A 26,703-nucleotide genomic window follows, 5' to 3' on the forward strand; every position below is an offset into this window, starting at 1 on the left:
AATCCTAATAAATAATAGCTGGTCACAGGAATTCTTGAGACCAGCTATTTCTTTTTGGTTACTATATAAAAACGCCTTTCTCCTTTCCTCTGTGAAAAAACCTCTGTTGCCTCTGTGGTTAAAATCCGTGTACCGCCTTAGTAGTTATATTGACCACAGGTCAAATTTTTAAACTTTTCTTTAGAAATAATTGTTTTTTTTAGGTGCCGGTTTGAGGTGAATGCAACGTTTTAGGTTTTGGGAAGCTCAATATTCTTTTACGCACTTGTACCGTTTAAAACCTTGTTATGATAAGAGCATTTTACAGCCTCGTTATTTTGTCAGCCTTGATGTTTCTTCAAAGCTGTACAAAGAACGATGACTCGATTCCTCAAAATGCCTCAGGACCTTTGCTCACAAAAATTGAATGGAAAGACCAGAATGCTTCGGCCAATTTCGAATACAATTCTGATAATACACAAAAGCAAATCATCTACGATACTCCGTACGGAATTGACACGGTAAATTTTGCTTACACAAACAGCAAACTTGTCACCATCACCAGCACGCGATCATTGAAAAGCAGCCAGTATGCATACAATGAAAAAAGCCAGGTGAGTAATATTACAATGTCAAGCATTTATTCCATTGCGAAATATGAGTTTGACTACACTTACACATCTACAGGAAAGGTAGCTTCCCTTAAATATTACCTGCTGAATGAAGCAGGCAAACATCTTATTTACAACTCGGTGTATGAGTACAACAGTACAGACGATCTTTCAAAAATCACATCGACTGATAAAAACAATCAGCAAGTCATCATCCTGATCAAATCATATTCGGAAAACACTTCCTTCAATCCGTGGCCGTTTGTCAGCACCACAGATCTTGAAGAGATGTATGAACTGTACAACTACCCGGTATTAAACAGTTTGAAGAAATTGCCAAAGAGAGTTGAAAAAGTTACACCGGGCTATAAATCTATTTACGAAACTGATTTTACCATAAACTCGTTAAAACTGGAAAAAACCTTATCCTCTAATTATTACGAGGACGATCCGGGGAATAAAGTGACGATGGAAGCGGAGTATTTTTACAATAACTGAGTAACTGAATCATTGAATAACTGAGTGGTTGATAGTTGTAATGTGAGATCGGATATGAACCACTCAGTTATTCAGTTAATCAGTTATTCAGTTATTTGTTTAAGAAATGTCTTATTGTTAGGAATATCCCTACTCCAATGACCAACATCATCGCCATCTGTTTGTTGCTGAGGCTTTTTGTTGGATCTGATTTTCTTAGCTGCGTTTTCCCGTTGCCATTATCGTAGCTGAACTCATACTCCAGGTTGTCTACCATTTTTTTATAATCCTCTTTGTATTTATCGAGCGCTTCTGGTGATATATGGTCCTTGAAAGTTTTCAGGTGATAGGTTAATACAACTCTTGAGCCGATGATCTCGGGGTTGAAGTCAAATTCAAAAGCGTCGTTCTTTATGTGCAATTCATTTGCGTCGAGCGCCCAGTCCTCATAAAAATTAATCGCAATGGTATTGGTAATATCAACTGGATAGGACAATGCAAGCGGTGCGCCTTTCGCCAGGCCTTTTGGATTAGGAAGCTGCTCGTAGATGCGGCGACCAAGCACGCTGAATTTATCTGCACCACTCTCCGATTTCCAGATGGTAGGAATCGCATAGGTTTTAGTAACACTAACTGAGTTCGCATCGCTGTCGTCTTTTATTTGCCAGTTTTTATCTTGTAGTATGCTTTCATAGGTAGAGGCATAATATTGAAGCGAGCTTTTTTCAAGGTCCCTAATACTGTTTTCTGCAAAGGAGCTACGAACATCGTCTGCCATGCCGCCTTTGTATTCGCATTCCACTTCAAGATTGCTCTTCTCTCCTTTTTTGCTTACCCAAAAAGTTTCAGTAATTCTCGATGCCGATACTTCCGAGGGCTCAATTGCGGTTAGTGCATTGATGCCATCTCGCAGGATAAGCGCCTGACCATAAGCCGGCACGTACGTATTGATGAGCGCTCCGCCCTGGTGTGTGTAAGTAGGGTCAACAAAAATATAGGTACCTGCGGACCTTTCTATTGCCACAATCGCATGATCAAAATGGCCCGGCGCGGGCGTGGCGTCGAGTAATTTATTTCTCATGGACGTGTTTACAAGTGCCACGTAGGCTTTCATCCCCGCTTTCTGTAAAATGGAAGAATATAAAAGCGACTTGTCCTTGCAATCGCCAAACCTGTTTTTGAAAACATCCTCCGGCGCATGCGGTTTGTGGGAATTTTCGCCAATTTCCAACCCCAGATAACGCACCTGGTCCTGTACAAACCGCAGGGCAAGGGAGGCGAAATCATCGTTGTATCCCTTAGCCTGTTTGTACCAATCTGTGATCTTTGCATTTAGCGCGGGCGAAAAAGTATACTGATAATTGTTGAATGTTTTTAGTCCCCACCTTACCACTTCATTCCAGTTGCCATATTCCGTTACACTTACGTAGGGCACGGTAATGTACCAGTCGGGAATGTCTCCTTCGCTTTCCCAGAGTTTCGTTGCAGGATTGTTCCAATGATAAACCGTAGTTGCTCCTTCTGTAATTTGGGTTGGTGCAACTGCCTGGTTGAAATATTTAAAGTTGAGTTTTGTAGAAGCAGGTGCGATCAGAGTGAGAAAATAATTACACAAAGCGGTACTGCTGGTAAAATAATAGCTGTTGTCAAACCGGCTTCCAAACACGGGATTAAATCCGGTTACGGAATAAGAGACTTCTACGCGATCATCTTTTCTTACGTCCTTTAAAATGATGAAGGCGCGTTTTGTTCCGTTGTACTGCAGGCTGGCAGATGCTGTTTCTTCCTGCACTACCTGTATGGCACCCTGCGTAAGCTGGTTGATCATTTTTCCATCGCGCCAAACGGCAACTTTATGAAAAATGACCTTCTGGTATTCGGGGGAAAAACTTACAGAGACTTCGGAGGCATTTTCAACGCCAGACTCGTTTACAATATGCCTTATTAAATGGGTATATTCAGTTTGCAGAGGAATGTTTACCTGCTCATCCATCAGTTCCAGGTAGTAGCCGTTGCTGATGTCCCGGGCTTCGGGTTTCTTGTCCAGGCTGGGGTTTGTTTTATAAAGCCACGTGGGCATGGCCGTTATAGACACCTTTTCTGCGGCCCTTACACACACGCACAGACAGCTGGCGAACAGGGAAATTAAAAAGAGTTTTCGTAGCATATCAAGGGTTTAGGTTTAAACGCAATTGTAAATATGCACAAAAGTATTTAGACTGGGTTGGGGTAAGTATAAATACTTATAACGTGTTGACAATGAAGGCACACTTTTTGCCATTTAGAAATGAATTTTTTGGGGAACTGTTTTAAATATCCAAATAAGTTTCTACTTTAGCGGTACCTATCTTCATTCCTATAAATAAGCCAAACAAAATTTAGTCGCGTAACCGGCATTCTTATCCTCCTATCTAAAGACCAGATTTTAATAAGTCCCGTCTCCTTTCTTTTTATTATCTGAAACTACATTTCGAAAACAAAAATTTGGTTTATGAAACACTTGTACTCATCTTACAAGAGGGTTTTTGCCGCCTTGTTGTTCTTTTTTATCATCACCTCCACAAAAGCTAACACCTATTGGGTTACCAACACAAATGTTAATGGTACCGGCTCATTAGGCGACGCTATTACCCAAGCAAATAATCATGCGGGTAAGGACACTATTAGCTTCAACATTGCAGGCTCCGGCCCATTTGTATTTCAACCCAGCCTTAGTGGCTTTCCTGTTATTATTGATCCGCTTTTCATTAACGGTTACTCGCAACCGGGATCGCAGCCAGGCACATTTACTTCACGTACCATTTCAATCGTTATTGACGGAATGGGTTTGCCTGCTTACTTAAGTGGATTGCAAATTGCGTCAAGCAACGTTGAGTTTGCCGGTCTGAACATCAGAAACTTTGGTGAATCGGGCATTACCATCAATGGTGGTTTGCAAAACATCAGCATCTGGGGTTCATTCATCGGAACAAACGAATTTGGCACTACTGCTGCGTCTAACGGCAGAAACGGTATCAGAACTTCTACCGGTGCTACCGCGAGCACCTGGAACATTACCATTGGTACAAATGGTGACGGTGTTCAGGATGCATGGGAAGGCAACGTTATAGGTGCTAACCTCGATAATGGTATTGCTCTTGCATTTGCAAGAAATGCAAAAATCGCAGGTAACTATATAGGTGTCGGCGCGAGTGGTGCTGAAGCTATTGGCAACAGCACCGCAGGTATCGTTTTAGACAAAAGTTCTAAAAACAACCTTATTGGTACAGATGCGAATGGCACAAGCGATGATGTTGAAGGAAACGTAATTGGCAACAATGCTAAATACGGTGTATGGTTATACAATTCGTCAGATTCAAATACTGTTGCTGGTAACAAAATAGGTTTAGATGCGGCAAACAACGCAGCTCCAAATGTGATGGGTGTTATTGTTTGGAACTCCAGCGCTAACACAATTGGTGGTATTGAAGCTGTGCAAGCAAATAGCATCGGTTCTAACACAAAATATGGCATCAAACTGCAAGCGGGTGACTACTACGCCGTGCTTGGTGGCAACACTACTCAGCATAACATGATCTTCAACAACTTTATCGGAACTTTTGCTCCGGGTGTTGCAGACAGAGGTAACGGCATCTTTGGTGTTTACGCTGAAGCGATGAGTGGTTATGATGTTATCAACAACTGGGTTGGTAGTGATAACAATGGCACTACCGATTTGAGAGAAGGAAACGTTATCGCGTTTAATAAACAATCTGGTGTTTCCACCTACACAGGTTTCGCTGGTACTGGTAAACTTACCGGCCTTACCATTTCAAGAAACAGAATGTATGGCAACGTAGAGCTTGGTATTGATCTGAAGACTGACCTTACTACGGGCAGAGGCGTTAGTAATAACCACAGTGCTTCTTTGACTGGCCCTAACAATTATATCAATGCTCCTGTGATATTTGCAATTACTGAACAAGGGGATAATTTTGTTATTAATGGATTCAGCGATCCGGGTGCTATTATTGAGTTTTACAAAGCAGATGGTAAACACCCTTCAAATCCGCTTCCTTTGGGCTTCACCAAAAGTTTCGGAGAAGGCCTTATTCCCTACATTCGCCTGAAAGAGGATGGTGACCTGGATGGTTATTCAGACGACTTACGTATTACCGGTGCGTATGATAAAGTACTTGAAGGTAACAACAACCCTGCTACTATCACAACTAACCGCTTTCGATTTACCATTCCAAAAATATTGTTCCCAGGCTTAACAACTACAACAGGTTTAACAGCTACTGCTACAGATGCTGATGGCAATACATCTGAATTCAGTGGTGTTGTTTTCCCTCCTGTAAATGCTCCATTGCCTGTTGACTTCATTTCTTTCAAAGCTGTTCTGTCTGGTGGCAAAGCTACTTTGACATGGCAAACAGAAAACGAAGTAAGCAATGACCACTTTGATGTTGAAAGAAGCGGCGATGGCAGAACATTCACCAAACTTGGTGCTGTAGCTGCATCTCACGCTCCTGTAGGCAACTATACATTTGTTGATGCATCTCCGCTTAGCAACAACTACTATCGTTTGAAACAAGTTGACATTAACGGCGACTTTAAATATAGCAAAGTAGTTTATCTGCAAGCTCAGGCATTGCAAATACAAATCAGCCCGAATCCATTCGTTGATCACGTGAACTTATCATACAACCTGGAAAATGCAGGTAAAGTGAAAGTGTACGTTTACGATATGGTGGGCAGATTGATCAAACAAATTGATCTGCAAGGAAACAAAGGTTATAACACACAATCTGTTTCCAGCCTTGGTAGCTTACCATCAGGTCAATATGTGATCAGATTGGTGGGTGATAACTTACAAACACAAGTACGACTTGTGAAGTAAAAAATGAGTTTTAATGATTGATTGAATAAAGGCTGTCTCGAAAGAGGCAGTCTTTTTTTTTGGTTGGTTCTTGAAGGGCAAAGTATGGTGTATGATGTAGGATGGATGATGGACGGTGTATGAGGTACGAAGGTCGCGGATGTGCAAGCCACAAATATTCAACACTAAGGCACTAAGGATGCACTAAGCTTCACTAAGAAGACGCTAAGATTTACAAACCTGAAAATTGATTGATGAAAGAATGTATGGACCACTGTAGAGACGCCTTGAAGGCGTCTCTTGTATATAATGCATGTTCGATCCAATGCAACAACCCTGGGTATTGCAAAGACGCATTCAATGCATCTCTACGAAGTTCGAAACAATCTAAATCGTTGCACTGACAAAAACCCTTAGTGAAACTTAGTGCCCTCAGTGCCTTAGTGGTAAAAGAAAATGACTGTATAACAGAATGACTGAATGCGGTAGTTAAACCCTGAAATCCAACCACTAGTTATTCAATCATTCAATCACTAAAAAAGAGAGGGCCGGCAAGAATGCCGGCCCGAAAAATCAACCTATTGTAACACAGCGTTTAAATAAATTCCTGTGCAGATATTGGATTAGAAAATTAGTAACCAGGATTCTGAGCCAGGTTAGGGTTTTTCTGACGATCGTAATCCGGCATTGGCATTACACTTCTTTGAGAAGCCCAGGGTAAAGCTGGAATACCGTAGTGAGCAGGCAATGTTCTACCAGTTCTCTGGAACTCAATAATTCCATGTCCTTCAAACGCCAGCTCAATTCTTCTTTCTTTCAAGATAGAATCAATCAGTGCAGGTTGTGTAAGCGCAACGATTGGCAAAGTAGGATTTGATCTTGTACGCACCTGGTTTACATAACCAAGAGCGTTAGCATCTGCAGCGCCAGTGTTCAATCTTGCAACTGCTTCTGCTTTTGTCAAAAGAATTTCTGAATAGCGAAGTACCGGTACAAAATCTGTTGTGATACCAGGATATTTTTTCGTCCAAAGCAATCCGCTATAACGTTCCATCAATTTTGTAAAACGAGCGTCATGCAGCGTGTCCATTAGTAGCGCATACTCTGTTGACACATTAATATCACCACGGGCACGAGCTCCATAATGCTGACCCAGGGAGTTGTTGGTGTTAGGATTATCCGCACCATTCATAGCAACAGAAAAGATAGACTCACTTGTTGTATATGGGCTTGCAAACGTAATTTCCGGTGAAGCATTCAGTTTCAAAGTAGGAGCATACGTCATTACCGAATCCGCATAGTCGGATGCTTTTTTCCACTGGCCCTCATACAAGTAAATGCGGGCAAGTAATGCTAATGCAGAACTTCTGTTAGCTCTTGCAACACGCGTAAACGCATCTGTGGTGGAAGGAGCAGGCAATTTACTTTTTGCGTCCAGCAAGTCAGCTTCTATCTGGGCATAAACCTCTGTAACTTTTGCACGAGCTACCTGGTTGCTTGCCGCAAAGGGATCGGTAGCAGCTGTCAATACTAAAGGTACTCCCAACGTTGTTGTGTCTGAGTTGTTCCAGGTTTTGTTAACCGGTTGCGCCCAAAGATTAACCAGGTACGTGTAGCACAATGCCCTGATGAATTTTGCTTCCCCTACATATTGATTGGCCTTGTCTGGCGTAACCACAGATATGTTTGCCTGCAGGTTCTGAAGGAAGTTATTCGCGACAAAAATTGTGTTGTAACCATCGCGCCATGAAGCCGCCGCAGTTCCATCACTTGCTGTCAGGTTTGGCAGAAACCCTACGTTTCCAAAATATGAATTCGGTGCCTCGTCTATGCCTCTTTGATCTGCGTAAATCAAAACCCTTCCACAAAGGAAGTTGAGGTTTTGCAAAGCATCGTACATACCCACCGCAGATTTTTCAACTTTGTCCGCGGTAGAAAATGCTGCACCCTGGCTAACAGAGTTATACGGATCTTCAAAAATGGTCGACTTCTTACATGCACTCGCTGCAAATAAAATTGCGAGAGAAATATTTATTATTTTTTTACTTTTCATGTTTATCGTTTTTTTAGTATGCCTCACATTAGAAACCAACATTCAATCCTACTGTAAACACTTTCATTTGCGGAGTCGCACGGTTATCTACACCAAGTGTAAGGTTAGAAGTGTTGGTTGCACCTTGAGAAATGTAGTTTACATCAGGATCCAATCCACTGTATTTTGTAATGATAAAGGGATTGTACACCTGAGCAAAAACCCTGAATTTTTCAATATCCATTTTTCTCAAAAGAGAAGCAGGCAAAGTATATCCAAGAGAGATCGTTCTTACTCTCAAATAATCACCTTTCTCGAGGAATCTTGTCGAAGCAGCATTAGCGGCGTTGTCATTTGCATACAGCTTTGGCATGTCTGTTACATCACCTTTTTTCTGCCAGCGATTCAGCACGTCGCTAAAGTTGTTGCTGAAAAAGTTAGTAACCATTCCCGCTTTGGTAGCATTGTAAATGTAATTACCACCGGTATAGTTTACAGCAAAGCCGAGATCAAAGCTTTTGTATGTGAATGTGTTATCCCATCCACCATACCATGTAGGCAGACCTGATTTTCCAGTGTATTTATAATCGGCAATACCAAGTGCAGATGCAGCACTACCGTCATCTTTCAACCATTTCTGGCTTGCAAAATCCCATATTTTATGAGTGCCGTCTGCTGCATACCACATTGGGTTACCGTTGTTTGGATCAACACCTGCCCAGGTAGGTAACCAGAATGTACCCAATGGTTTGTCAACACTTGCTACTGTATAAGTAAATGCGCCGGCGATATCTGAGTTCTTGTTAGCAGCCACTAACTCTGTAACGCGGTTTTTAATGGTTGTGAAATTAAATGATGTGGTCCATGTGAAATCTTTTGTAGCTACAGGAGTGGCATTGATTGTAAATTCCCAGCCTTTGTTATACATTTTACCTACGTTGTAAGAAATGCTTGAGTTAGGAATACCTACAGTATAAATTACCGGAGCGTTCAATAACAACTTGTCTACATTGTTGTCGAAATAATCAACAGTTGCAGACAACCTGCCTTTCAGGAACGTCGCGTCAAAACCGATATCCATTTTCTTTGCACTTTCCCACTGTAAAGCAGAGTTACCGGCTTGTTTAATACCCAGCCCTGTTAAGCTGGTATAAGATTTACCACTATACAAAGTTCTTGAGTCGTATGGTCCGATTCCCGCTGAGTTACCCACAATACCATAGCTTCCGCGAAGCTTCAGATAGTTAACCCATCTAACAGATTCCATGAAATGTTCTTTTGTCAGTTCCCATCCTGCAGATATGCTTGGGAAAGTACCAAACTGATTATCCGCGCCGAAGCCGGAATAACCATCTCTACGAACTGCAACTTCAACAAAATATTTACCCGCATAAGAATAGTTTGCTCTTCCAAAATAAGAGATAATTCCTCTGCTGTTCAGATCACCACCTGTGTTATCCAACACGGTAGTTTGACCGGGCTGTGTATTTGTATACGCACCATCAATAATATGAGTGAAGTATGGATCGCTGAAGTTAGCAGCACCAGTATACCAATATTGATATTTTGTGTATTGATTTTCAATACCGGCTACAACTCCCAATTTATGATCTGACCCAAAGGTTTTGTCATAATTGATGTAGTTCTGCCATGTCCACTGGTTCCATGTACGGTTTTGGTCCTGCACCAGGCCACCGTATGTGGTACCCAAACCTGAAATGATAGGAGCAGTATACTGATCTTCAAGGTTGCCCAAATATTGCAGACCCAATTTAGAAGTGTACTTCAACCCCTTCAAAGGCTGGATCTCGCCGTAGATATTTGCTCTCAGGTCCTGCGCGGTATTGTCGTTACGTCCGGTTTTAAGCACCGCAAGTACGTTAGAGTAATAAGAAGCGCTCGGTAGCAAAGAAACGGTTGAACCCGTAGATGTCTTAGCTGATGGCACGTTGTTTCCAAGCCCCAAAAGACCAGCAGCGGTAAGATTGTAACCACTTGGTCCGTCTGGGTTAAATGGAGAAACGTTAGGTGGTGCCGTCCATCCTGATATGGAAACACCCGCGATATAACCATCAGAAAGAACACCATTATTCAAAGTTCTTGAATACGATGTTTGCAAGCCTGCCTTGAACCATGATTTAGGCACGAAGTCCAAATTCAAACGGATCTGGCCGGTTTTTAACTGGTTAGTTTGTATTATACCTTCCTGCTTTAAATATCTTGCAGAACCATAAACGGTCAATTTATCTGCACCACCTGAAAATGAAATAGAGTTGTCATAAGTCATTCCAGTGCGATATAACACACTCATCCAATCCGTATTGTCATTTACGCCGTCTTTATTGACATCACTTGGTTTTGCAGGAGGATAAGTTCCGTAAGTCTGGCCATAGCGGTTTGATACTTTTTCGTTCTGAATAGTAGTGAACTGATCTACGTTTAACAAAGAAGGCAGTTTAGAAGCAGAAGCCCAGCCAACTTTAGAGTCGATAGATGTTTTAACAGTTCCTCTCTTACCTCTTTTTGTTGTAATCAATATTACACCGTTAGATGCGCGGGAACCGTACATTACCGCGGAACCTGCATCTTTTAAAATCTCCATAGATTCGATATCCGCAGTGTTTACCAGTGCCAATGGATCAAACCTTGTTCCATTTCCACTGTTAAAACCATTCAGGTTACCACCACCAGCGTCCATTTGTGGTATACCGTCAATTACAACGAGCGGTTGAGCAGATGCACTTACAGAGTTGATTCCCCTGATTCTTATTTGTGTACGGTCAGCGAGTGTACCAGTAGACAAACCAATTTGCACACCGGCAGCTTTACCTGCCAAAGCCTGATCAAAACTTGCAAGCGGCTCCGCTACAATTTTCTCAGCTTTTACCTTTGCAACTGAACCGGTAACTTCTTTAACGGTTTTGGTGCCATAACCCACAACAACAATTTCATCTAATTTTTTATCATCTTTTTCGAGGGAGACATTTATTGCTCCAGATCCAACTGACACTCGCTTTTCAGCGAAACCAACGCCAGAAATGACAAGTGTTTTCGCTGTCGCAGGAGCGCTGAACGAAAAACTTCCATCTTCTTTTGTTACCGTGCCAGTTTTAGTGTCTTTAACAACCACCGAAACTCCGAATATCGGATTTCCTTTTTCATCGGTGACTTTACCCGAGATTTGCCGGGTTTGCGCAAAGGAGAGGGTACTAAGCAATACGATGCCTAGCAGCATTAACAGCTGTTTTCTCATGTGTGTTTTGGTATTTGGTTTAGAAAATAGGTTGAATCAAAAATAAAGAAATGTTAAATAACATTCGATTTAGACCAAGATAATTAAAAATATTTGGTTTTGTCAAATTTTCAGGTTAGCTCTCCGCTGGTGAATTAATTTTTTTTTAATTTTTTGCGGGAAACACTTTATATAAAAGTGTAATAATTATAAAAGCCAAATATTTTTACAATGTTTTTGGGTAAAAACAATCGAAAAAACTGTGATAAAACCATTTTATTTTCGCCAAGCTTATCTTGATGGCAGTCAAGTGAAGAAATTCGGAAAAAGCATGCGATTTAATAAAACGTAATAAGAGGGCGAGCAATTGTAAAAGGAAATGATAATGAGAAGCTTACGAAGTTTTCTAGCGCAATTTTGTCAGGTGGCAAAAGCAGGCTTGGGCACAAAAAAACCGCTTCATTTGAAGCGGTTTTCGAAAGAAAGTAATCTTGATAAATATTAATATCCTGGGTTCTGAGCCAGATTAGGATTCTTCTGACGGTCATAATCAGGAATTGGCATAACACTTTTTTGAGATGCCCAAGGTGTAGCAGGAATACCATAGTGAGCCGGTAAAGCTCTGCCAGTTCTTTGGAACTCGATAATGCCATGTCCTTCAAATGCCAGCTCAATTCGTCTTTCTGCCACGATAGAATCAACCAGTGCAGATGGAGTAGCCGCAACAACAGGCAAAGTAGAATTGGACCTAAGGCGTACCTGGTTTAAGAAGCCTAACGCTGAAGCGTCTGCCGCCGCAGTATTTAATCTTGCGAGGGCTTCTGCTTTTGTTAGAAGAACTTCTGCATAGCGGATCACAGGTACAAAATCTGTAGTGATGCCTGGATACTTTTTGGTCCAGAACAATCCTTTGTAACTTTCGATCAGCTTTTTGTAACGTGCATCGTGCAATGTATCCATTAACGCCACATAGTCTCCAGAAACATTGATATCACCACGGGAATGCGATCCATAATGCTGGCCCAGTGAGTTGTTGGTATTAGGATTGTCCGCGCCATTCATAGCAACAGAGAAGATGGACTCGCCGCTTGTGTACGGACTTTGGAAAGTCAACTCCGGAGATGAATTAAGTTTCAAAATTGAAGAATAGCTCATCACAGAGTCTGCATAGTCAGATGCTTTTTGCCATTTGCCTTCGTACAAATAAATGCGGGAAAGCAATGCCAGTGCAGAGGTTTTATTAGCTCTTGCTACACGCGTAAACGCATCTGAAGAAGGAGCTGGCAATTTATCTTTTGCCTCTAGCAAATCAGCTTCTATCTGGCTGTATACATCAACAACTTTTGCACGAGGCACCTGGTTGCTTGCTGCAAAAGGATCTGCAGAAGCAGTTAATACCAAAGGCACTCCCAACGTTGTTGTGTCCGTATTGTTCCATGTTTTGTTATACGGTTGTGCCCAAAGGTTAACCAGATAGGTATAACACAAAGCTCTGATGAATTTTGCTTCACCTACATATTGATTGGCTTTGTCAGCCGTAACCATGTCAGTTTTTGACTGGAAATTTTGAAGGAAATTGTTTGCAACATAAATGGTGTTGTAACCATCGCGCCATGATAATGATGCAGTTGCGTCGCTTGCTGTCAGGTTCGGAAGGAACCCAACATTGTTGAAATATGAATTTGGTGATTCATCTATACCTCTTTGGTCTGCATAGATCAAAACCCTTCCGCAAAGAAAGTTGAGGTTTTGTAATGCATCGTACATACCCACTGCAGATTTTTCAATTTTATCTGGAGAAGAAAATGCAGCATCCGGAGTGATGTAAGCATACGGATCTTCAAAAACGTTCGACTTTTTACATGCACTTACTGCAAATAAAAGTGCGAGAGAAATATTTATTATTTTTTTACTGTTCATGTTTTTCAATTTTAAATGTACCCCACATTAGAAACCAACATTCAATCCAAGAGTTACTACACGCATTTGCGGAGTTCCACGATTATCTACACCAAGTGTAATGTTGGAAGTGTTAGCAGTTGCCGATTGAGAAATGTAGTTTACATCAGGGTCAAGTCCGCTATATTTTGTAATGATAAACGGATTGTAAACCTGAGCAAAAACTCTGAATTTCTCAATGTCCATTCTTTTTAGAACAGAAGCTGGCAGGTTATATCCAAGAGAAATTGTTCTTACTCTCAAATAGTCACCTTTTTCCAAAAATCTTGTGGAAGCACTGTTAGCAGTGTTGTCATTCGCGTACAATTTTGCAACGTCAGTAACGTCACCTTTTTTCTGCCAACGATTCAAGATCTCACCAAAGTTGTTAGCGAAGTTATTCGCCAGCATTCCGGCTTTTGTAGAATTGTAAATGTAGTTACCACCGCTGAAGTTGACAGCAACACCTAAATCAAAACTTTTGTAAGTAAAGGTGTTATCCCATCCACCGTACCATGTAGGCAAACCGGATTTCCCTGTGTATCTATAATCAGCAATACCAAGTGCAGATACTTTTGTGCCTGCATCGTTCAGCCATGACTGAGATGCAAAATCCCAGATCTTGTTAGTGTTGTCTGCAGCCATCCACATTGGGTTACCGCTGTTTGGATCAACACCTGCCCATGTAGGTAACCAGAATGAACCCAACGGTCTGCCAACACTTGCTACTGTGTAAGTATAGGCGCCTGCTATGTCCGCATTTTTGTTAGCAGCGATCAACTCAGTAACACGGTTTTTAATTTTCGTGAAATTGAATGAGGTAGTCCAGGTGAAATCTTTTGCAACAACGGGAGTTGCATTGATTGTAAGTTCCAGACCTCTGTTATACATTTTACCTACGTTATAAGGAATGCTTGAGTTAGGAATACCTACAGTATAGATTACTGGTGCTTTCAAAAGCAAATTGTCGATGTTGTTGTTGAAATAATCAACAGTTGCAGACAAACGACCTTTCAGGAATGTCATATCAACACCCACATCCATTTTCTTTGCACTCTCCCACTGTAAAGCAGGGTTACCAGATTGATAGATGCCAAGACCATTTAAGCTCGTGTAAGATTTACCTGAATACAATGTTCTTGAATCGTATGGTCCAATGCCACTTGAGTTACCAACAACGCCATAGCTACCACGAAGCTTCATGTAGTTAACCCATTTGATAGATTCCATGAAATGCTCTTTAGTCAACTCCCATCCTAATGATACGCTTGGGAACGTACCAAATTGGTTGTTCACACCAAAGCCTGAATAACCATCTCTACGAACGGCCACTTCAACGAAGTATTTGTTAGCATAAGAATAGTTTGCTCTTCCAAAATAAGAGATCAATCCTTTGCTGTTCAGGTTACCACCAGTGTTGTCCAACACGTCAGTTTTGCCTGGTTGTGTGTTAGTGTAAGCACCATCAATAACGTGCGTGAAATATGGATCACTGAAGTTAGCAGCACCTGTAAACCAGTATTGGTATTTTGTGTACTGATCTTCTGTACCAACCACAACGCCTACTTTATGGTCTGAACCAAAAGTTTTGTCATAGTTTATATAATTCTGCCAAGTCCATTGGTTCCACGTACGGTTTTGGTCCTGTACCAATCCACCATATGTAAGACCTAAGCCAGAAATAAATGGAGCAGTGTATTGATCTTCAAGGTTGCCCAAATATTGGACACCTAATTTAGATGTATACTTTAAGCCTTTCAATGGCTGGATCTCTCCGTAGATATTAGCTCTCAACTCTTGTGCAATATTGTCATTACGTCCTGTTTTAATTGCAGCAAGTACGTTAGAATAATAAGAGCTTGAAGGCAACAAAGAAACTGTTTGTGTCGGAGACGTTTTTACAGAAGGCACATTGTTCCCAAGATCCAACAGTCCCGATGCGTTAAGATTGTAACCTTGCGGTCCGTTTGGATTGTACGCAGAAACATTCGGTGGTGCCATCCATCCTGATACCGATACACCTGCGATGTAACCATCAGAAAGAACACCATTGTTCATCGTTCTTGAATACGATGTTTGCAATCCAGCTTTAAACCAAGTCTTTGGCACGAAATCCAGGTTCAATCTGATCTGTCCTGTTTTCAACTGGTTGTTGATAATGATACCTTCCTGCTTTAAATATCTTGCAGAACCATATATTGATAATTTATCTGCACCACCTGAAAACGAAATTGAGTTATCGTAGGTCATTCCTGTGCGATACAATAAATCTAACCAGTTGGTGTTATCGTCTTTACCATCTTTGTTGATATCGCTTGGTTTTGCAGGAGGATAAGTTCCATAAGCTTGACCATAGCGGTTAGAAACTTTTTCATTCTGAATAGTAGTGAACTGATCTACGTCCAACAAAGAAGGCAGTTTGGATGCAGTAGCAAAGCCAAATTTGGAATCTATGCTCGTTTTAACGGTTCCTCTTTTACCTTTTTTAGTTGTGATCAAGATTACACCATTTGATGCACGGGAACCGTACATTACAGCAGAACCGGCATCTTTCAACACTTCAATTGATTCAATGTCCGCACTGTTGATCAATGCCAACGGATCAAATCTTGTTCCATTACCACTGTTAAAACCATTCAGATTACCTCCATCAACATCCATCTGAGGAACTCCGTCAACTACTACAAGTGGTTGTGAAGATGCAGTTACAGAGTTGATACCTCTAACTCTTATGGCTGTACGATCAGCCAGTGTACCAGTAGATGAGCCGATTTGCACACCCGCAGTTTTACCTGCCAAAGCCTGATCCAAACTTGCAAGAGGCTCTGATGCAATTCTATCACCTTTTATTTTTGATACAGAACCTGTAACCTCTTTAACAGATTTGGTTCCATAACCTACCACAACAATTTCATCCAACTTCTTGTCCTCTTTTTCGAGGACGATTGTTATTGGTGCACTCCCCACCTGCGCTTTCTTTTCAGCAAAGCCAACGCCAGATATAATGATCGTTTTCGCTGTCGCAGGAGCGCTGAACGAAAAACTTCCATCTTCTTTTGTTACAGTACCAATTTTCGTGTCTTTAACAACCACCGATACTCCGAATACCGGATTACCTTTTTCATCGGTGATTTTACCGGAGATTTGCCGGGTTTGGGCGAAAGAGAAGATACTAAGCAATACGATGCCTAGCAGCATTATCAGCTGTTTTCTCATGTGTGTTTTTAGATTTGATTAAACAATAGGTCGGGCGCAAAAGTAAATCAATGTTAAATAACACGACTTTTACAACAGAATACTTTGAAAAATTTGCTTTCATCAAAAAAAGTAGTTTGTTAATTGTTCGTGAATAGATGTTTTTTAAATGCGTCAACTAAAACACTTTCAAAAAAAATATAATAACTGCCGTTTTAAGATTTCAACACGGCGTAGTTAGACGCAAAAACGCAGAAAACCGCTTCAATTGAAGCGGTTTTCTGCCTATATAAACTTATCTAGTTTGGAAATTTAGAAAGCTATTTTCAGCTTTGCATTAACGTTCTACCTGTTTCAACTTCTTTTCTTTCTTTGTCGTTGTGCTTATTAACAAGGCGGGCAACAATATCAAATTCGTAAAGGTTGCTGCAACCAGCGTAAGCGATATCAACCAACCAAGCGATTTTGTACCGCCAAATCCACTGAAACAGAAAATAACGAATCCTGCAATCAATACAAGTGATGTGTAGATGATACTGATGCCGGTTGTGTGAATCGTATCAATTACCAATTGCCTGGAGTCCTTCTCTTTATCTTCATCTTTCTCCTGTTTATAATTTACCAGAAACCGTATGGTAATATCAATTGCTATACCCAGCGCAACACTAAAAACCAACACGGTTGAAGGTTTCAAGCGAACACCCAGCCAACCCATTACACCTGCAGTAATCAATAGTGGAATAATGTTAGGAATGAGCGAACATATCAAAATGCGCAACGATTTAAACAAATAAAGCATACATAAAGCAATCAACAGGAACGCCCACATGATGCTTTCTTTCAAACCATTAATAATAAAACTGCTTCCTTCGAGGAAGGTTACACTGCTTCCGGTAAACTGTACGTTGTATTTGGTGCTGTCAAAATACTGATTCGCTTTTTGTTTTACATCAGCAATTATCCTTGGCAATTCAGCACTGCCAACGTCTTTCATGTTTACACTGATGCGTGCCACTTGTTTTGAACTGTCCATGAAAGAGCTTACCAACTTTGTAAAAGTGTTCTGCGATTTGGCGCTTCCACTGTCAGATTTCATGTTCAGATAACCCGAAAGAAATGCCACATCAAATGAATTGGGCAAACTGTAGTAGCTGCTGTCTCCATCGTAATATGCTTGTCTCGCAAACTTCATCCCTTCCACAATCGACAATGGTTTTGCCATTTCTGGTCTGGAGTCGATGTAGGTGCTCAGAGAATCCATTGCTCCGAGTATCTCCAGTGGTTTTGCACGGAAGCCATTTTTTCTTTTTGTATCTACTGCAATTTCCAATGGCATTACACCATTAAAGTTGCTTTCAAAATATTTAAGGTCCTTATAAATTCTATCTGTTTTTGGCAAATCATCTACAATGAAACCTTCTGATTTTAATCTCAACATTCCCAATATGGACAACACTGAAATGATTGCCGTGCATACATAAATAAATGTCCGGTGATTTAATGACCATATCTCCAGTTTGTCAAGCAAGCTTAGCAACCATCTGTTTTCCAGATAGCGAACATGCTTTGGTTTTGGTGCCGGCAGAAAACTCAATACGGTAGGGATGAAAATAAACGAGATCACAAATATTACCATGATGCTGATACCTGCTACAACGCCAAACTCTTTCAGCAATGGACTTTTCGTTAGCGCAAAAACTGCGAAACCAATTGCTGCTGCTATGTTACAGAACAACGTAACGATTCCCATTTTAGCTATCATTTGGATAAGCGCCGCGTGTTTATCCTGTGTGTCGCGCCATGACAAGTGATATTTGTTGAGGAAATAAATACAGTTTGGAATACCAATTACAACAACCAATGGTGGTATCAATGCGTTGAGCAGTGTGATCTTGTAACCAAACAAATGCATGGTACCTGTTGCCCAAATTACGCCCATGATAACCACCAGCAGCGACATAATGGTGGCGCTTACACTTCTGAAAAACACCATGAGGATTACTGCAGATAAGATCAGAGAACCGATGAGCAACCAACGCATTTCAAAAGCAATTCTATCGGCTACCTGTGTACGAATTAATGGCAAACCGCTGTAATGCATTTCAATTCCTGTTGCTTTGCTAAAGGCATCTCCTGCCGCAACGATGTTGTTTACGACCGTTGTTCTCTCTTTGGATGCCATCGCCTGTTTGTTGATGTGAACGCCGGTGAGGTATGCGTTTGTTTGAGGGTTAAATAGAAAACCGCGGTAGAAAGGGAGATTTAAAAATTTGGCTTTGCCACTGTCCAGGTCCTGCTGGGAAAGATTGCCGGCCGGAAATATTTGTACAGCCTTTAGTTTTTCAGAACTATCATTCTTTGCGAGTGTGATGGAATTCGTTACGCTGATAACATCTTCAACCTTATTAACTTTTTTTAGATTTTCTACGAGCTTTCTGTATTCGTTGAAAACATTTTCTTTGAAAAGATCTTTTGTCTCAAAGCCAATTACCAGCATATTGCCATCTTCACCAAACTTCTGTTTAAAAGCAAGATATTCCTGGTATTTCGGATTGTCGGTAGGAACGGCCCTTGAAAAGTCGTAGCTCAACTGAAGTTTACTGGTGTGATATCCCATAAAACCCGTTGCGGCTAAAAGTAGAACCAGTAAAATAACTCTGTTTTTCAGTACAAATTGGCCCAGTTTCTCCCACATGGTATGTAATATTATATTGTGAGCAAAGAAAAGGAAAATTGTTGTTAGTTGTTGGTTGATGGTTGTTAGGGAATTGCGTGCCAGTGGCCTGTAGCCGGATGCCGGTGCTTATGTGCAACATCTTTCCCATCTAATTTACTGCCACATCTTTAGCAAGAAGTTGCGACTGGCCACAGGCAACCGGCTACCGGCAACAACCATCAACCACCAACCAACAACTCCCCTCTAATTCCTAATTTCTAATTCCTAATTCCTAACTTTCCCCCATGATCACATTCAAAACCAAAGGGCTTGTTTTAAAAACGGTAAAATATGGCGAAACCAGTGTGATCGTTACCGTTTTTACGGAGCTTTTTGGTACGCAAACCTATTTGCAAAATGGCGTAAGAACTAGCAATAAGAAGGGACAGGGAAAAGCAAATCTGTTTCAACCGGGCGCCATTCTCGATCTTATCGTTTACCACAATGAGTTAAAGAATATCCAGCGCATTAAAGAGTACAAATGGGGCTTTTTGTATCAGCATATTTTTTTCGATGTTTATAAAAATGCGGTTGCTTTATTTATTGTAGAGCTTCTGCAAAAATGCCTGAAACTCCCCGAGGCCAATGCGGAGCTTTATTATTTTATTGAAGATGCCATGATCCATCTGGATGAAGCCGAGGATACCGTTGTGGCAAATTATCCCCTCTTCTTCGCATTGAACCTTACCAATTTTTTCGGATTTAAAATCTATGACGATTACGAATCGGGAAATAATATTTTGAATTTACAGGAAGGTGTTTTTCAAAAAGAATTTCCGGTGCACCAATCTTTCATTGAGGGCGATCTTAGTTATACTGTCTCGCAACTACTCAAAGTGCAGCAACCTTCCGAACTGTCGCAAATAAAACTGAACAGGCAATCCCGCCAGTCACTTATGCACTCGTTGGAGCTATTTTATGCATTGCACATTTCGGACTTCGGGCACATGAGGACGCTGGCTGTGTTACAGGAAGTGCTTTCGTAAGCTCAACGCCTAATGCCCAACGCTGAACGCTGTCTCTGTGCAGCGTCCTACGCATTCAGCTACTTGCGTTCTGCATTAGGCATTAGGCGTTCAGCGTTACAAAAACAAATCCGGCATCAACTTATTCTCCGGGTTCACTGCGTATTTTTTAAAATCTGTAATGCCTTCGGCAGTCAACACCTCTTCATCAATAAAAAAGTTTCCGGAACATTCGTAAGAGGGTCTTTGCAAAATATAAAATGCAGCATCAGCCACTATTTCGGGTGTGCGGCTGCGTTGTACAAGGAAATCGCCACCTAGCAAATTTTGGACAGCGGCCGTAGCGATGGTTGTTTTTGGCCACAAAGTATTTGCAGCAATGCGATGGGTAGCCAATTCTTCCGCCAGTCCCATTGCCACCATGCTCATTCCATATTTACTCATGGTGTAAGCAAGGTGCTTTGCAAACCACTGCGGATCCAGGTTTATCGGGGGAGATAAATTTAGAATATGCGGATTATTCGCCTTTTTCAAGTAAGGAATACAAGCCTGGCTCATGAAAAAGGTGCCCCGAACATTTATATCATTCATCAGATCGAATCTTTTGGCTTCGAGTTGTTCAGTGTTGGCGAGGTTGATGGCACTCGCATTATTTATTAATATGTCAATGCCATTAAAAGTATCAACCGCTTTTTTTACGGCACTTACTATATCCTGCTCAAAGCGAATATCTAGCTGAAGCGGCAATACGTTGCCGGGCCCTTGTTTATCTATTTCCTCGGCAGCAGTAAAAATAGTTCCTTCCAATTTTGGATTGGGCTCTACGGTTTTGGCGGCAATTACAATGTTGGCTCCTTCGCTGGCCAGCTTCATTGCAATGGCTTTACCAATTCCACGGCTACCTCCTGTTATAAATACAGTCTTGTTTAAAAACTTCATTCGTCGACGTTTTTTGTATAGGGTTTATGCAGAAAAATTTCCTCATGGTGAGGTCAAGCATTCTTGAATTTATCAATTATTATCTGATAAATGAATACTTATCTTGACCGTTCATGTAAAAATGGGTAATTATCCGAGACCTACAAATAGTATTCTTACTATTTTTTATAGAAAAACTGTAAAATAAAATTGAGCGTTTATGCTCTTGCAAACCATGTGCCTTCTGGATACTTTTGTTATAGAAATTGATTGATAAGCGGAAGAATCCAATATCCAAGACCAAATATCCAAATCCAGAATAACCGTATTATCTCGTTTATCTTTCAATTAGAAAGTTTATCCAATATCATTGAAGCCTATCCAATCCTAGGAAGAAACCGTCCTAAAATTTGTACCTATTGATGGCCCCCGAGTAGCTGGTAAAGGTTTTGTACAAAGAATTAAAAAGTCCTGAAGCATGTCTTCGGGACTTTTCGTTTTATTGCCACAGAAACACCGAGGAAACAGAAGTATTGAAAGAAGCGTTTATTTTCCCCCACTGCGCGATGTCAGGCCTGCCATTCACTTCAACGCCTTACACTCATTTCTCCAAAAACTATCAAGATGCTCCAATGTCTTTACTATATATACAGGGAGGACCTACATATCCTCTGTGTCCTCTGTGGCAAACGCAAAAAAAATCCCGAAGCGCAGCCCCGGGACATTTTCAATAGAGTCTATGATTTATTGATTAATTGATCAACTGAATAAGGGAGGTTTTGTGATTATGCCTTACCGTAAGTATTTGTTCATCCGTTATTCTTTGCCCCCCATTATTCAATCAATCAATTATTCAATTATTTTCTAGTGTGCCATCGACGTATCTACTTTTTCGCCTTTGTTCTTTTTAGCTTTTACCATTAATACAAATGGTACGCACAAAAGGAACAGGAGACCGATGTATAAGAATACGTCCATGTAAGTCAACACGATAGATTGTTTCATTACCATGTAATCCAGCGATTGGTAGGCATCTTTCAGTGCTGTTTGTGCTTCGATACCCTTTGAAATAAAGCTCTGCTGCATACCATGTATCCGTTGCATTACCGCAGGATCATCTACCGATAATTTTGAAACAAGATTGTTTCTGTGCGACATACTTTGTCTGGCGATAAAAGTTGTGATCAGCGCCACACCAAACGATCCGCCCAGCTGCCTCATCATACCAGTGAATGCTGCACCCTGACCGATCTGTTTTCCTTTTAAGGTAGACAGGGAAAGCGTTGTAATCGGCACGAACAACATACCCATACCCACACCACGCATGATCAACATCCAGGTGAAAGCCTCTTTACTTGTATCCGGCGTAATAATTTTATACCCCCACATACAAAAGAAGAAGAAGATCACCATACCAATAGCTACAAGTATTTGCTGCTTGGCTCCACGCTGTAATAACTGACCTACGATCGGCATCATGAATGCTGTTACAAGCGAGGCGGGAATCATCAGCATGCCAGACTGAGTTGCTGTCCAACCCAATGTAGCCTGGGTGTACAACGGAATGATGAATGTGGTTCCATACAAACCAAAACCAAGTATGAACGATAAGATCGTACCAGTTCGAAGGTTACCGTTGCCGAGCACACGAAGTTCCACAATCGGATTCTTGGCCCTTAGCTCTCTCCAGATAAAGAAGAAGATACCAAGTACAGTTGTAATAGCCAGCGTAGTAATCAGCGGATCATTGAACCAATCATCTTCTTGTCCTTTTTCCAACACATATTGTAATGAACCTACCGACAAAGCCAATAAACCTATACCCGTCCAGTCAACCTGCTTAGCACTTAACTTATCACCATATTTAGGACTACGTACAAACTGCAGTGTAAGCAGCATAGCAATAATACCTAATGGAATGTTGATATAGAAAATGTACGGCCATGAATAATTATCTGTAATAAAACCACCCAAAGGAGGACCAAGCGTTGGACCCACAATTACACCCATACCGTAAATAGCCTGCGCCATACCACGTTTTTCAGGAGGATAACTTTCAGTGATCAGTGTTTGCGACGTTACCAGTAAGGCACCACCACCAACACCTTGCATAAACCTGAAGGCTACGAGTTCCCAAATACCATTTGCGTTACCGCATAAAAATGAGAAAATAGTGAATATAAGAATGGATGCTGCAAAGTAGTTGCGGCGTCCGAATTGTTGTGAGAGCCAACTGGTCATTGGTACGATAATTACGTTACCAATGGCATATGCAGTTACCACCCATCCCACTTCCTGTGTTGTGGCGCCCAGGTTACCCTGCATATCGTGCAGTGCCACGTTCACAATGGTGGTATCTACAATTTCAAGCAGTGCGCACATTACCGCAGTAATGGTAATGATCACACGCCTGGAACCATATTCTACCAATGAATTCTGTTGCATGTAAATAATATTTTAAAAGAAAGGTGAAACATGAAACGTCAATCGTGAATCGGAAAGATTCCTCATTCACCATTCACGATTGACCATTCACGTTCTTAGTCCAAATGCACATCCACATTCACGTTCATACCTGGACGCAGTTGCTTAACAAGAGAATCAGAAGGATTTGTGAACTCAAGTTTTACCGGCAAACGCTGAACAACTTTTACGAAGTTCCCAGTTGCATTATCCGGAGGCAATAGCGCGAAACGTGAACCTGTTGCAGGAGAGAACGAAGCCAATGTTGCTTCAAACTTATGACCAGGAAACGCATCTATAGTGATGATTGCTTTTTGACCAACTCTCATTTTGCTCAACTGAGTTTCTTTGTAATTCGCAGTTACCCATGTTGACTGATCCAATACCACACTGAACAGTGATTGACCTGCTTGCAAGTACTGACCAACCTGTGCACTTACTTTTGAAATTTTTCCATCTGCAGGAGCTAATACTACTGCATAAGAAAGATTCAATTTCGCATTTGCCAAATCCGCTTCACGTTGTTTGATCACTGCATTTGCTACAGCAATTTGTTGTGAGGTTGCATTGCTTTGAGAAGCAGTTGCAGCGGTTTGTTTAGCAGCTGCATTTTTTTGCTCAACCAAAACCTGCAATTGACGTTCTGCAGTTTGTTTAGCAGCAAGTGCTTGTTCGTATTGTTGTTGAGTGATTGAATGATCTTTAATCAAATTTGCATAACGCTCGTAATCCTGAGTTGCTCTCCAAACGTTAACTTTTGCTGCTTCGATTTGCGCGTCTGCAGTTGTAATGCTTGCTTGTGAAGTTACAATGTTTGCTTTAGAAGCGTTGGTTGTTGCCTCCGCTACTGAAAGATTACTCTTTGCACCAAGCAAAGCGGCTTCAGCTTCTTCTACTTTTATAAGAAGATCGCGATTATCAAGGATAATAAGTGTATCACCTTTTTTCACGATTTGGTTATCTTTTGCACGCACTTCAGTTACGTAGCCAGATACACGTGGTATCACAGGGCTGATGTTTGCATCAATTTGCGCATCGTCCGTTTCTTCGTGGTGCTGACCATGAACGTATTTTGAAATACCGAAAGTACCACCGCCAATTACAAGCGCTGCCAGTACTATAATAAAACCGAAGTTCCTTTTTTTAGGCTGCTCGTGATTATGAGCACCTTCTGTATGATTAGATGAAGCCACTTTATTTTGAGTTTGAGTTTCCATTTTATTAAGTTGTGAGTTTTGTGTGATAGAGACGGATAATAATCCGTCTGTGCTTGTAGAGACGGATTATTATCCGTCTGTACCTGTACTAGTTTTTTATTTGCTTATACCTTTTTCAGTTGCGATAATTCCTGATGCCTGCAGCAATCTGTTGTAAGCAACCACTGCATCTGCTTTCGCGTGATTGTAGTTGATCTTAGATGTTAACGATGCAACGTCCGCATCAAGCAAATCTGTCGTAGTAGCAAGATTGTTCGCCTGTTTGTTCTTCGTTATTCTGTAGTTTTCATCTGCCTGCTCTACTGCTTTTGTGTATACATCTATTTTCTTCATGCTTAAGTAATAAGCTTCATAAGCCTTGGTAATGTCCAGACGAATATTATCATCCAGCATTTCCTGGTGTACCTGAACTTCCTGCAATTGAGAATTTGCTTTATCCAGTTTTGCTTTTGTTTTCCACAAGGAAGAAACGCTGTACTTAACGCCAACACCAATGTTGAAGGCAGTTGTAGCAGATACAAAGTTTGGAATATTCAGTCCTACATAACCACCGGTCAATGCAAGTGAAGGATACATGTCACCTTTTACACCTTTGATATTTGAGTTAGCCGCTTTTTCATTTAGAGAAAGCACCTGGATATCTTTTCTGTTTTGATGAGCCAGTTGTTCCCACTCATCAATTGTTTTGTTTTGTGTAAGTAGTTTGAAACCTGATGTGTCGGCGATCAGCTTCGTACTTTCAGGAAGACCGAGCATAAGATTCATATTAACCGTGGTGATCTTAAGCTGTGTTTGAGCATCCATTAATGCAAGCTCAACATTGTATGCTTCCAGTTGCACTTTCAACAGATCGTTACGTGCCATCAAACCGTTCTTCTCAAGGTTTTCAAAATCTGTCACACGTTGTTGAGAACGAACAAGGTTTTCTTTTACCAAATCCACAGATACGCCTGCTTTGTACAAGTTTGCGTAAGCAGAAATGGCATTTGCGATAACCGCATCTCTGTCATTATCCGCATCGAGCCTTGCAGCTTCAGCGAGATATTGAGCAGATTCGATGCCCGATTTGATTTTGAATCCGGTGAATAAAGGAACAGATCCGCTCACCATTGCATACATTGCCTGGTTGATTTTAGGTGTAGAAGACTCGCTTCCAGAACCAGAGCCGCTTCCGTTGTCCTTTTGATTTTTTAAAGTCAATCCCGGGTCAGTTAACCTCAAGTAAGAAGCAGAAACACTCAAATCCGGAAGTCTTGCATCTTTCGCTTCGCGAAGGGTAGCCAGGGCCTCGTCAACTTTTGCGTGGTTAAGCTTCAGCTCTTTACTGTTTTTAATACTTAGATCGATTGCTTCCGAAAGCGAAAGCAATTTGGCCGAATCTGATGATTGGGCCGAAGCGCCTAGCGTCATAAAACTGATGATAAGCGCTAACGCTGTGTGATACCAAAATTTACGCTTCATGTGTCAATATTGCTTTGAATAGTAATTTTAAATGCTCGAAAAGTCTGATCTTCATTGTGGCTTTGAAATCGTCTTCCGACAAGTCCTTTAAATCTTCGTTCATATACCTGTAGAATTCCATGGTACTGATTAACTGATTGGTTGTGCCGGTCATTGTGAGGATGAGCATTTGGAGATCTATATCTTTTCTAAAAACTCCCTTATTCTGTCCTTCTATAATTAGCTGCTGCATTGCAAGCAGACTCTTTTTTTTGAATGCCTTTAGCATTTCGCCAAGTTCCGTGTCATGATTACGCATTTGCTCCCTCACCATAATCTTGTGAAAACAACTCTGGTTGAAAACTTTTTCCATGTAGTTTTCAATCATGTGGTTCACTTTTTCCAACGGCGTCATTTTCTCGTCGTTCAACACTCTTTCCAACTGGAAAGCCGCGCTTCTATATTCAAAAAGCGACTGCATCAATTTTTCCTTCGAGCCGAAATAATATGATATCATCGCAAGATTCACGCCCGCCTCATGTGCAATGTCCCTGACTGACGTTCCAGAAAAGCCATTTGTTGCAAACAGCTTTTCAGCAGCCTCAATAATGTGTATTTTCTTTTCTGAATATTCCATATCAATTTTTATGTAGTAGAGA

At 41.1% G+C, this 26,703-nt stretch carries 14 protein-coding genes; 3 read left to right on the forward strand and 11 right to left on the reverse strand.

The window, feature by feature from the left end; translation table 11 throughout:
* Positions 1 to 287 precede the first annotated feature (287 nt).
* A complete protein-coding gene (locus KTO63_RS18355; RefSeq protein WP_217793042.1) occupies positions 288 to 1,088 on the forward strand; it encodes a hypothetical protein in 801 nt (266 codons plus the stop codon).
* Positions 1,089 to 1,179: 91 nt separating this feature from the next.
* Here the strand turns inward: KTO63_RS18355 and KTO63_RS18360 are convergent, their stop codons facing one another.
* Positions 1,180 to 3,234, reverse strand: a complete 2,055-nt coding sequence (locus tag KTO63_RS18360) for a DUF3857 domain-containing protein (RefSeq protein ID WP_217793044.1) — start codon at positions 3,232 to 3,234, stop codon at positions 1,180 to 1,182.
* A gap of 324 nt (positions 3,235 to 3,558) precedes the next feature.
* On the opposite strand from KTO63_RS18360, the gene KTO63_RS18365 reads away from it, so the two are divergent.
* The gene (locus tag KTO63_RS18365; RefSeq protein ID WP_217793046.1) at positions 3,559 to 5,949 is read left to right on the forward strand and encodes a T9SS type A sorting domain-containing protein; all 2,391 of its coding nucleotides are present in this window, start codon (positions 3,559 to 3,561) and stop codon (positions 5,947 to 5,949) included.
* A 610-nt stretch (positions 5,950 to 6,559) separates the two neighbouring features.
* Here the strand turns inward: KTO63_RS18365 and KTO63_RS18370 are convergent.
* The 5 genes from KTO63_RS18370 to KTO63_RS18390 form a co-directional block, all read right to left on the reverse strand.
* Positions 6,560 to 7,981 (reverse strand): RagB/SusD family nutrient uptake outer membrane protein, encoded by a 1,422-nt coding sequence (locus tag KTO63_RS18370; RefSeq protein WP_217793048.1) that lies wholly within the window; start codon positions 7,979 to 7,981, stop codon positions 6,560 to 6,562.
* 28 nt (positions 7,982 to 8,009) lie between these two features.
* The gene (locus KTO63_RS18375) at positions 8,010 to 11,213 is read right to left on the reverse strand and encodes a SusC/RagA family TonB-linked outer membrane protein (protein ID WP_217793050.1); all 3,204 of its coding nucleotides are present in this window, start codon (positions 11,211 to 11,213) and stop codon (positions 8,010 to 8,012) included.
* 480 nt (positions 11,214 to 11,693) lie between these two features.
* Positions 11,694 to 13,112, reverse strand: coding sequence for a RagB/SusD family nutrient uptake outer membrane protein (locus tag KTO63_RS18380; RefSeq protein WP_217793052.1), 1,419 nt, complete (start codon positions 13,110 to 13,112; stop codon positions 11,694 to 11,696).
* Between the two features lie 27 nt (positions 13,113 to 13,139).
* Positions 13,140 to 16,346 carry a SusC/RagA family TonB-linked outer membrane protein gene (locus KTO63_RS18385; RefSeq protein ID WP_217793054.1) on the reverse strand — a complete coding sequence of 1,069 codons (3,207 nt, stop codon included), beginning with the start codon at positions 16,344 to 16,346 and terminating at the stop codon, positions 13,140 to 13,142.
* A 316-nt stretch (positions 16,347 to 16,662) separates the two neighbouring features.
* Positions 16,663 to 19,020: an efflux RND transporter permease subunit gene (locus KTO63_RS18390; protein ID WP_217793056.1), complete on the reverse strand. Its 2,358-nt coding sequence runs from the start codon at positions 19,018 to 19,020 to the stop codon at positions 16,663 to 16,665.
* A 266-nt stretch (positions 19,021 to 19,286) separates the two neighbouring features.
* On the opposite strand from KTO63_RS18390, the gene recO reads away from it, so the two are divergent.
* Positions 19,287 to 20,027: a DNA repair protein RecO gene (recO, locus tag KTO63_RS18395; RefSeq protein WP_217793058.1), complete on the forward strand. Its 741-nt coding sequence runs from the start codon at positions 19,287 to 19,289 to the stop codon at positions 20,025 to 20,027.
* 96 nt (positions 20,028 to 20,123) lie between these two features.
* Here the strand turns inward: recO and KTO63_RS18400 are convergent, their stop codons facing one another.
* The 5 genes from KTO63_RS18400 to KTO63_RS18420 form a co-directional block, all read right to left on the reverse strand.
* On the reverse strand, positions 20,124 to 20,945 hold the full coding sequence (locus tag KTO63_RS18400; protein ID WP_217793060.1) for an SDR family oxidoreductase: 822 nt from the start codon (positions 20,943 to 20,945) through the stop codon (positions 20,124 to 20,126).
* 843 nt (positions 20,946 to 21,788) lie between these two features.
* Positions 21,789 to 23,369: a DHA2 family efflux MFS transporter permease subunit gene (locus tag KTO63_RS18405; RefSeq protein ID WP_217793062.1), complete on the reverse strand. Its 1,581-nt coding sequence runs from the start codon at positions 23,367 to 23,369 to the stop codon at positions 21,789 to 21,791.
* 95 nt (positions 23,370 to 23,464) lie between these two features.
* Positions 23,465 to 24,604: an HlyD family secretion protein gene (locus KTO63_RS18410; RefSeq protein WP_217793064.1), complete on the reverse strand. Its 1,140-nt coding sequence runs from the start codon at positions 24,602 to 24,604 to the stop codon at positions 23,465 to 23,467.
* A gap of 96 nt (positions 24,605 to 24,700) precedes the next feature.
* On the reverse strand, positions 24,701 to 26,065 hold the full coding sequence (locus tag KTO63_RS18415) for a TolC family protein (protein WP_217793066.1): 1,365 nt from the start codon (positions 26,063 to 26,065) through the stop codon (positions 24,701 to 24,703).
* Positions 26,055 to 26,681 (reverse strand): TetR family transcriptional regulator, encoded by a 627-nt coding sequence (locus tag KTO63_RS18420; protein ID WP_217793068.1) that lies wholly within the window; start codon positions 26,679 to 26,681, stop codon positions 26,055 to 26,057. The genes KTO63_RS18415 and KTO63_RS18420 overlap by 11 nt, the downstream gene beginning before the upstream one ends.
* Positions 26,682 to 26,703 lie beyond the last annotated feature (22 nt).

The sequence above is a fragment of the Pinibacter aurantiacus genome (assembly GCF_019130065.1).
Lineage (GTDB): Bacteria > Bacteroidota > Bacteroidia > Chitinophagales > Chitinophagaceae > Pinibacter > Pinibacter aurantiacus.

Bases quoted from the DNA above. Each gene is read 5' to 3' on its own strand.
- KTO63_RS18355 (WP_217793042.1), top strand. From the start codon at position 288: ATGATAAGAGCATTTTACAGCCTCGTTATTTTGTCAGCCTTGATGTTT.
- KTO63_RS18360 (WP_217793044.1), bottom strand. From the start codon at position 3,234: ATGCTACGAAAACTCTTTTTAATTTCCCTGTTCGCCAGCTGTCTGTGC.
- KTO63_RS18365 (WP_217793046.1), top strand. From the start codon at position 3,559: ATGAAACACTTGTACTCATCTTACAAGAGGGTTTTTGCCGCCTTGTTG.
- KTO63_RS18370 (WP_217793048.1), bottom strand. From the start codon at position 7,981: ATGAAAAGTAAAAAAATAATAAATATTTCTCTCGCAATTTTATTTGCA.
- KTO63_RS18375 (WP_217793050.1), bottom strand. From the start codon at position 11,213: ATGAGAAAACAGCTGTTAATGCTGCTAGGCATCGTATTGCTTAGTACC.
- KTO63_RS18380 (WP_217793052.1), bottom strand. From the start codon at position 13,112: ATGAACAGTAAAAAAATAATAAATATTTCTCTCGCACTTTTATTTGCA.
- KTO63_RS18385 (WP_217793054.1), bottom strand. From the start codon at position 16,346: ATGAGAAAACAGCTGATAATGCTGCTAGGCATCGTATTGCTTAGTATC.
- KTO63_RS18390 (WP_217793056.1), bottom strand. From the start codon at position 19,020: ATGTGGGAGAAACTGGGCCAATTTGTACTGAAAAACAGAGTTATTTTA.
- recO (WP_217793058.1), top strand. From the start codon at position 19,287: ATGATCACATTCAAAACCAAAGGGCTTGTTTTAAAAACGGTAAAATAT.
- KTO63_RS18400 (WP_217793060.1), bottom strand. From the start codon at position 20,945: ATGAAGTTTTTAAACAAGACTGTATTTATAACAGGAGGTAGCCGTGGA.
- KTO63_RS18405 (WP_217793062.1), bottom strand. From the start codon at position 23,369: ATGCAACAGAATTCATTGGTAGAATATGGTTCCAGGCGTGTGATCATT.
- KTO63_RS18410 (WP_217793064.1), bottom strand. From the start codon at position 24,604: ATGGAAACTCAAACTCAAAATAAAGTGGCTTCATCTAATCATACAGAA.
- KTO63_RS18415 (WP_217793066.1), bottom strand. From the start codon at position 26,065: ATGAAGCGTAAATTTTGGTATCACACAGCGTTAGCGCTTATCATCAGT.
- KTO63_RS18420 (WP_217793068.1), bottom strand. From the start codon at position 26,681: ATGGAATATTCAGAAAAGAAAATACACATTATTGAGGCTGCTGAAAAG.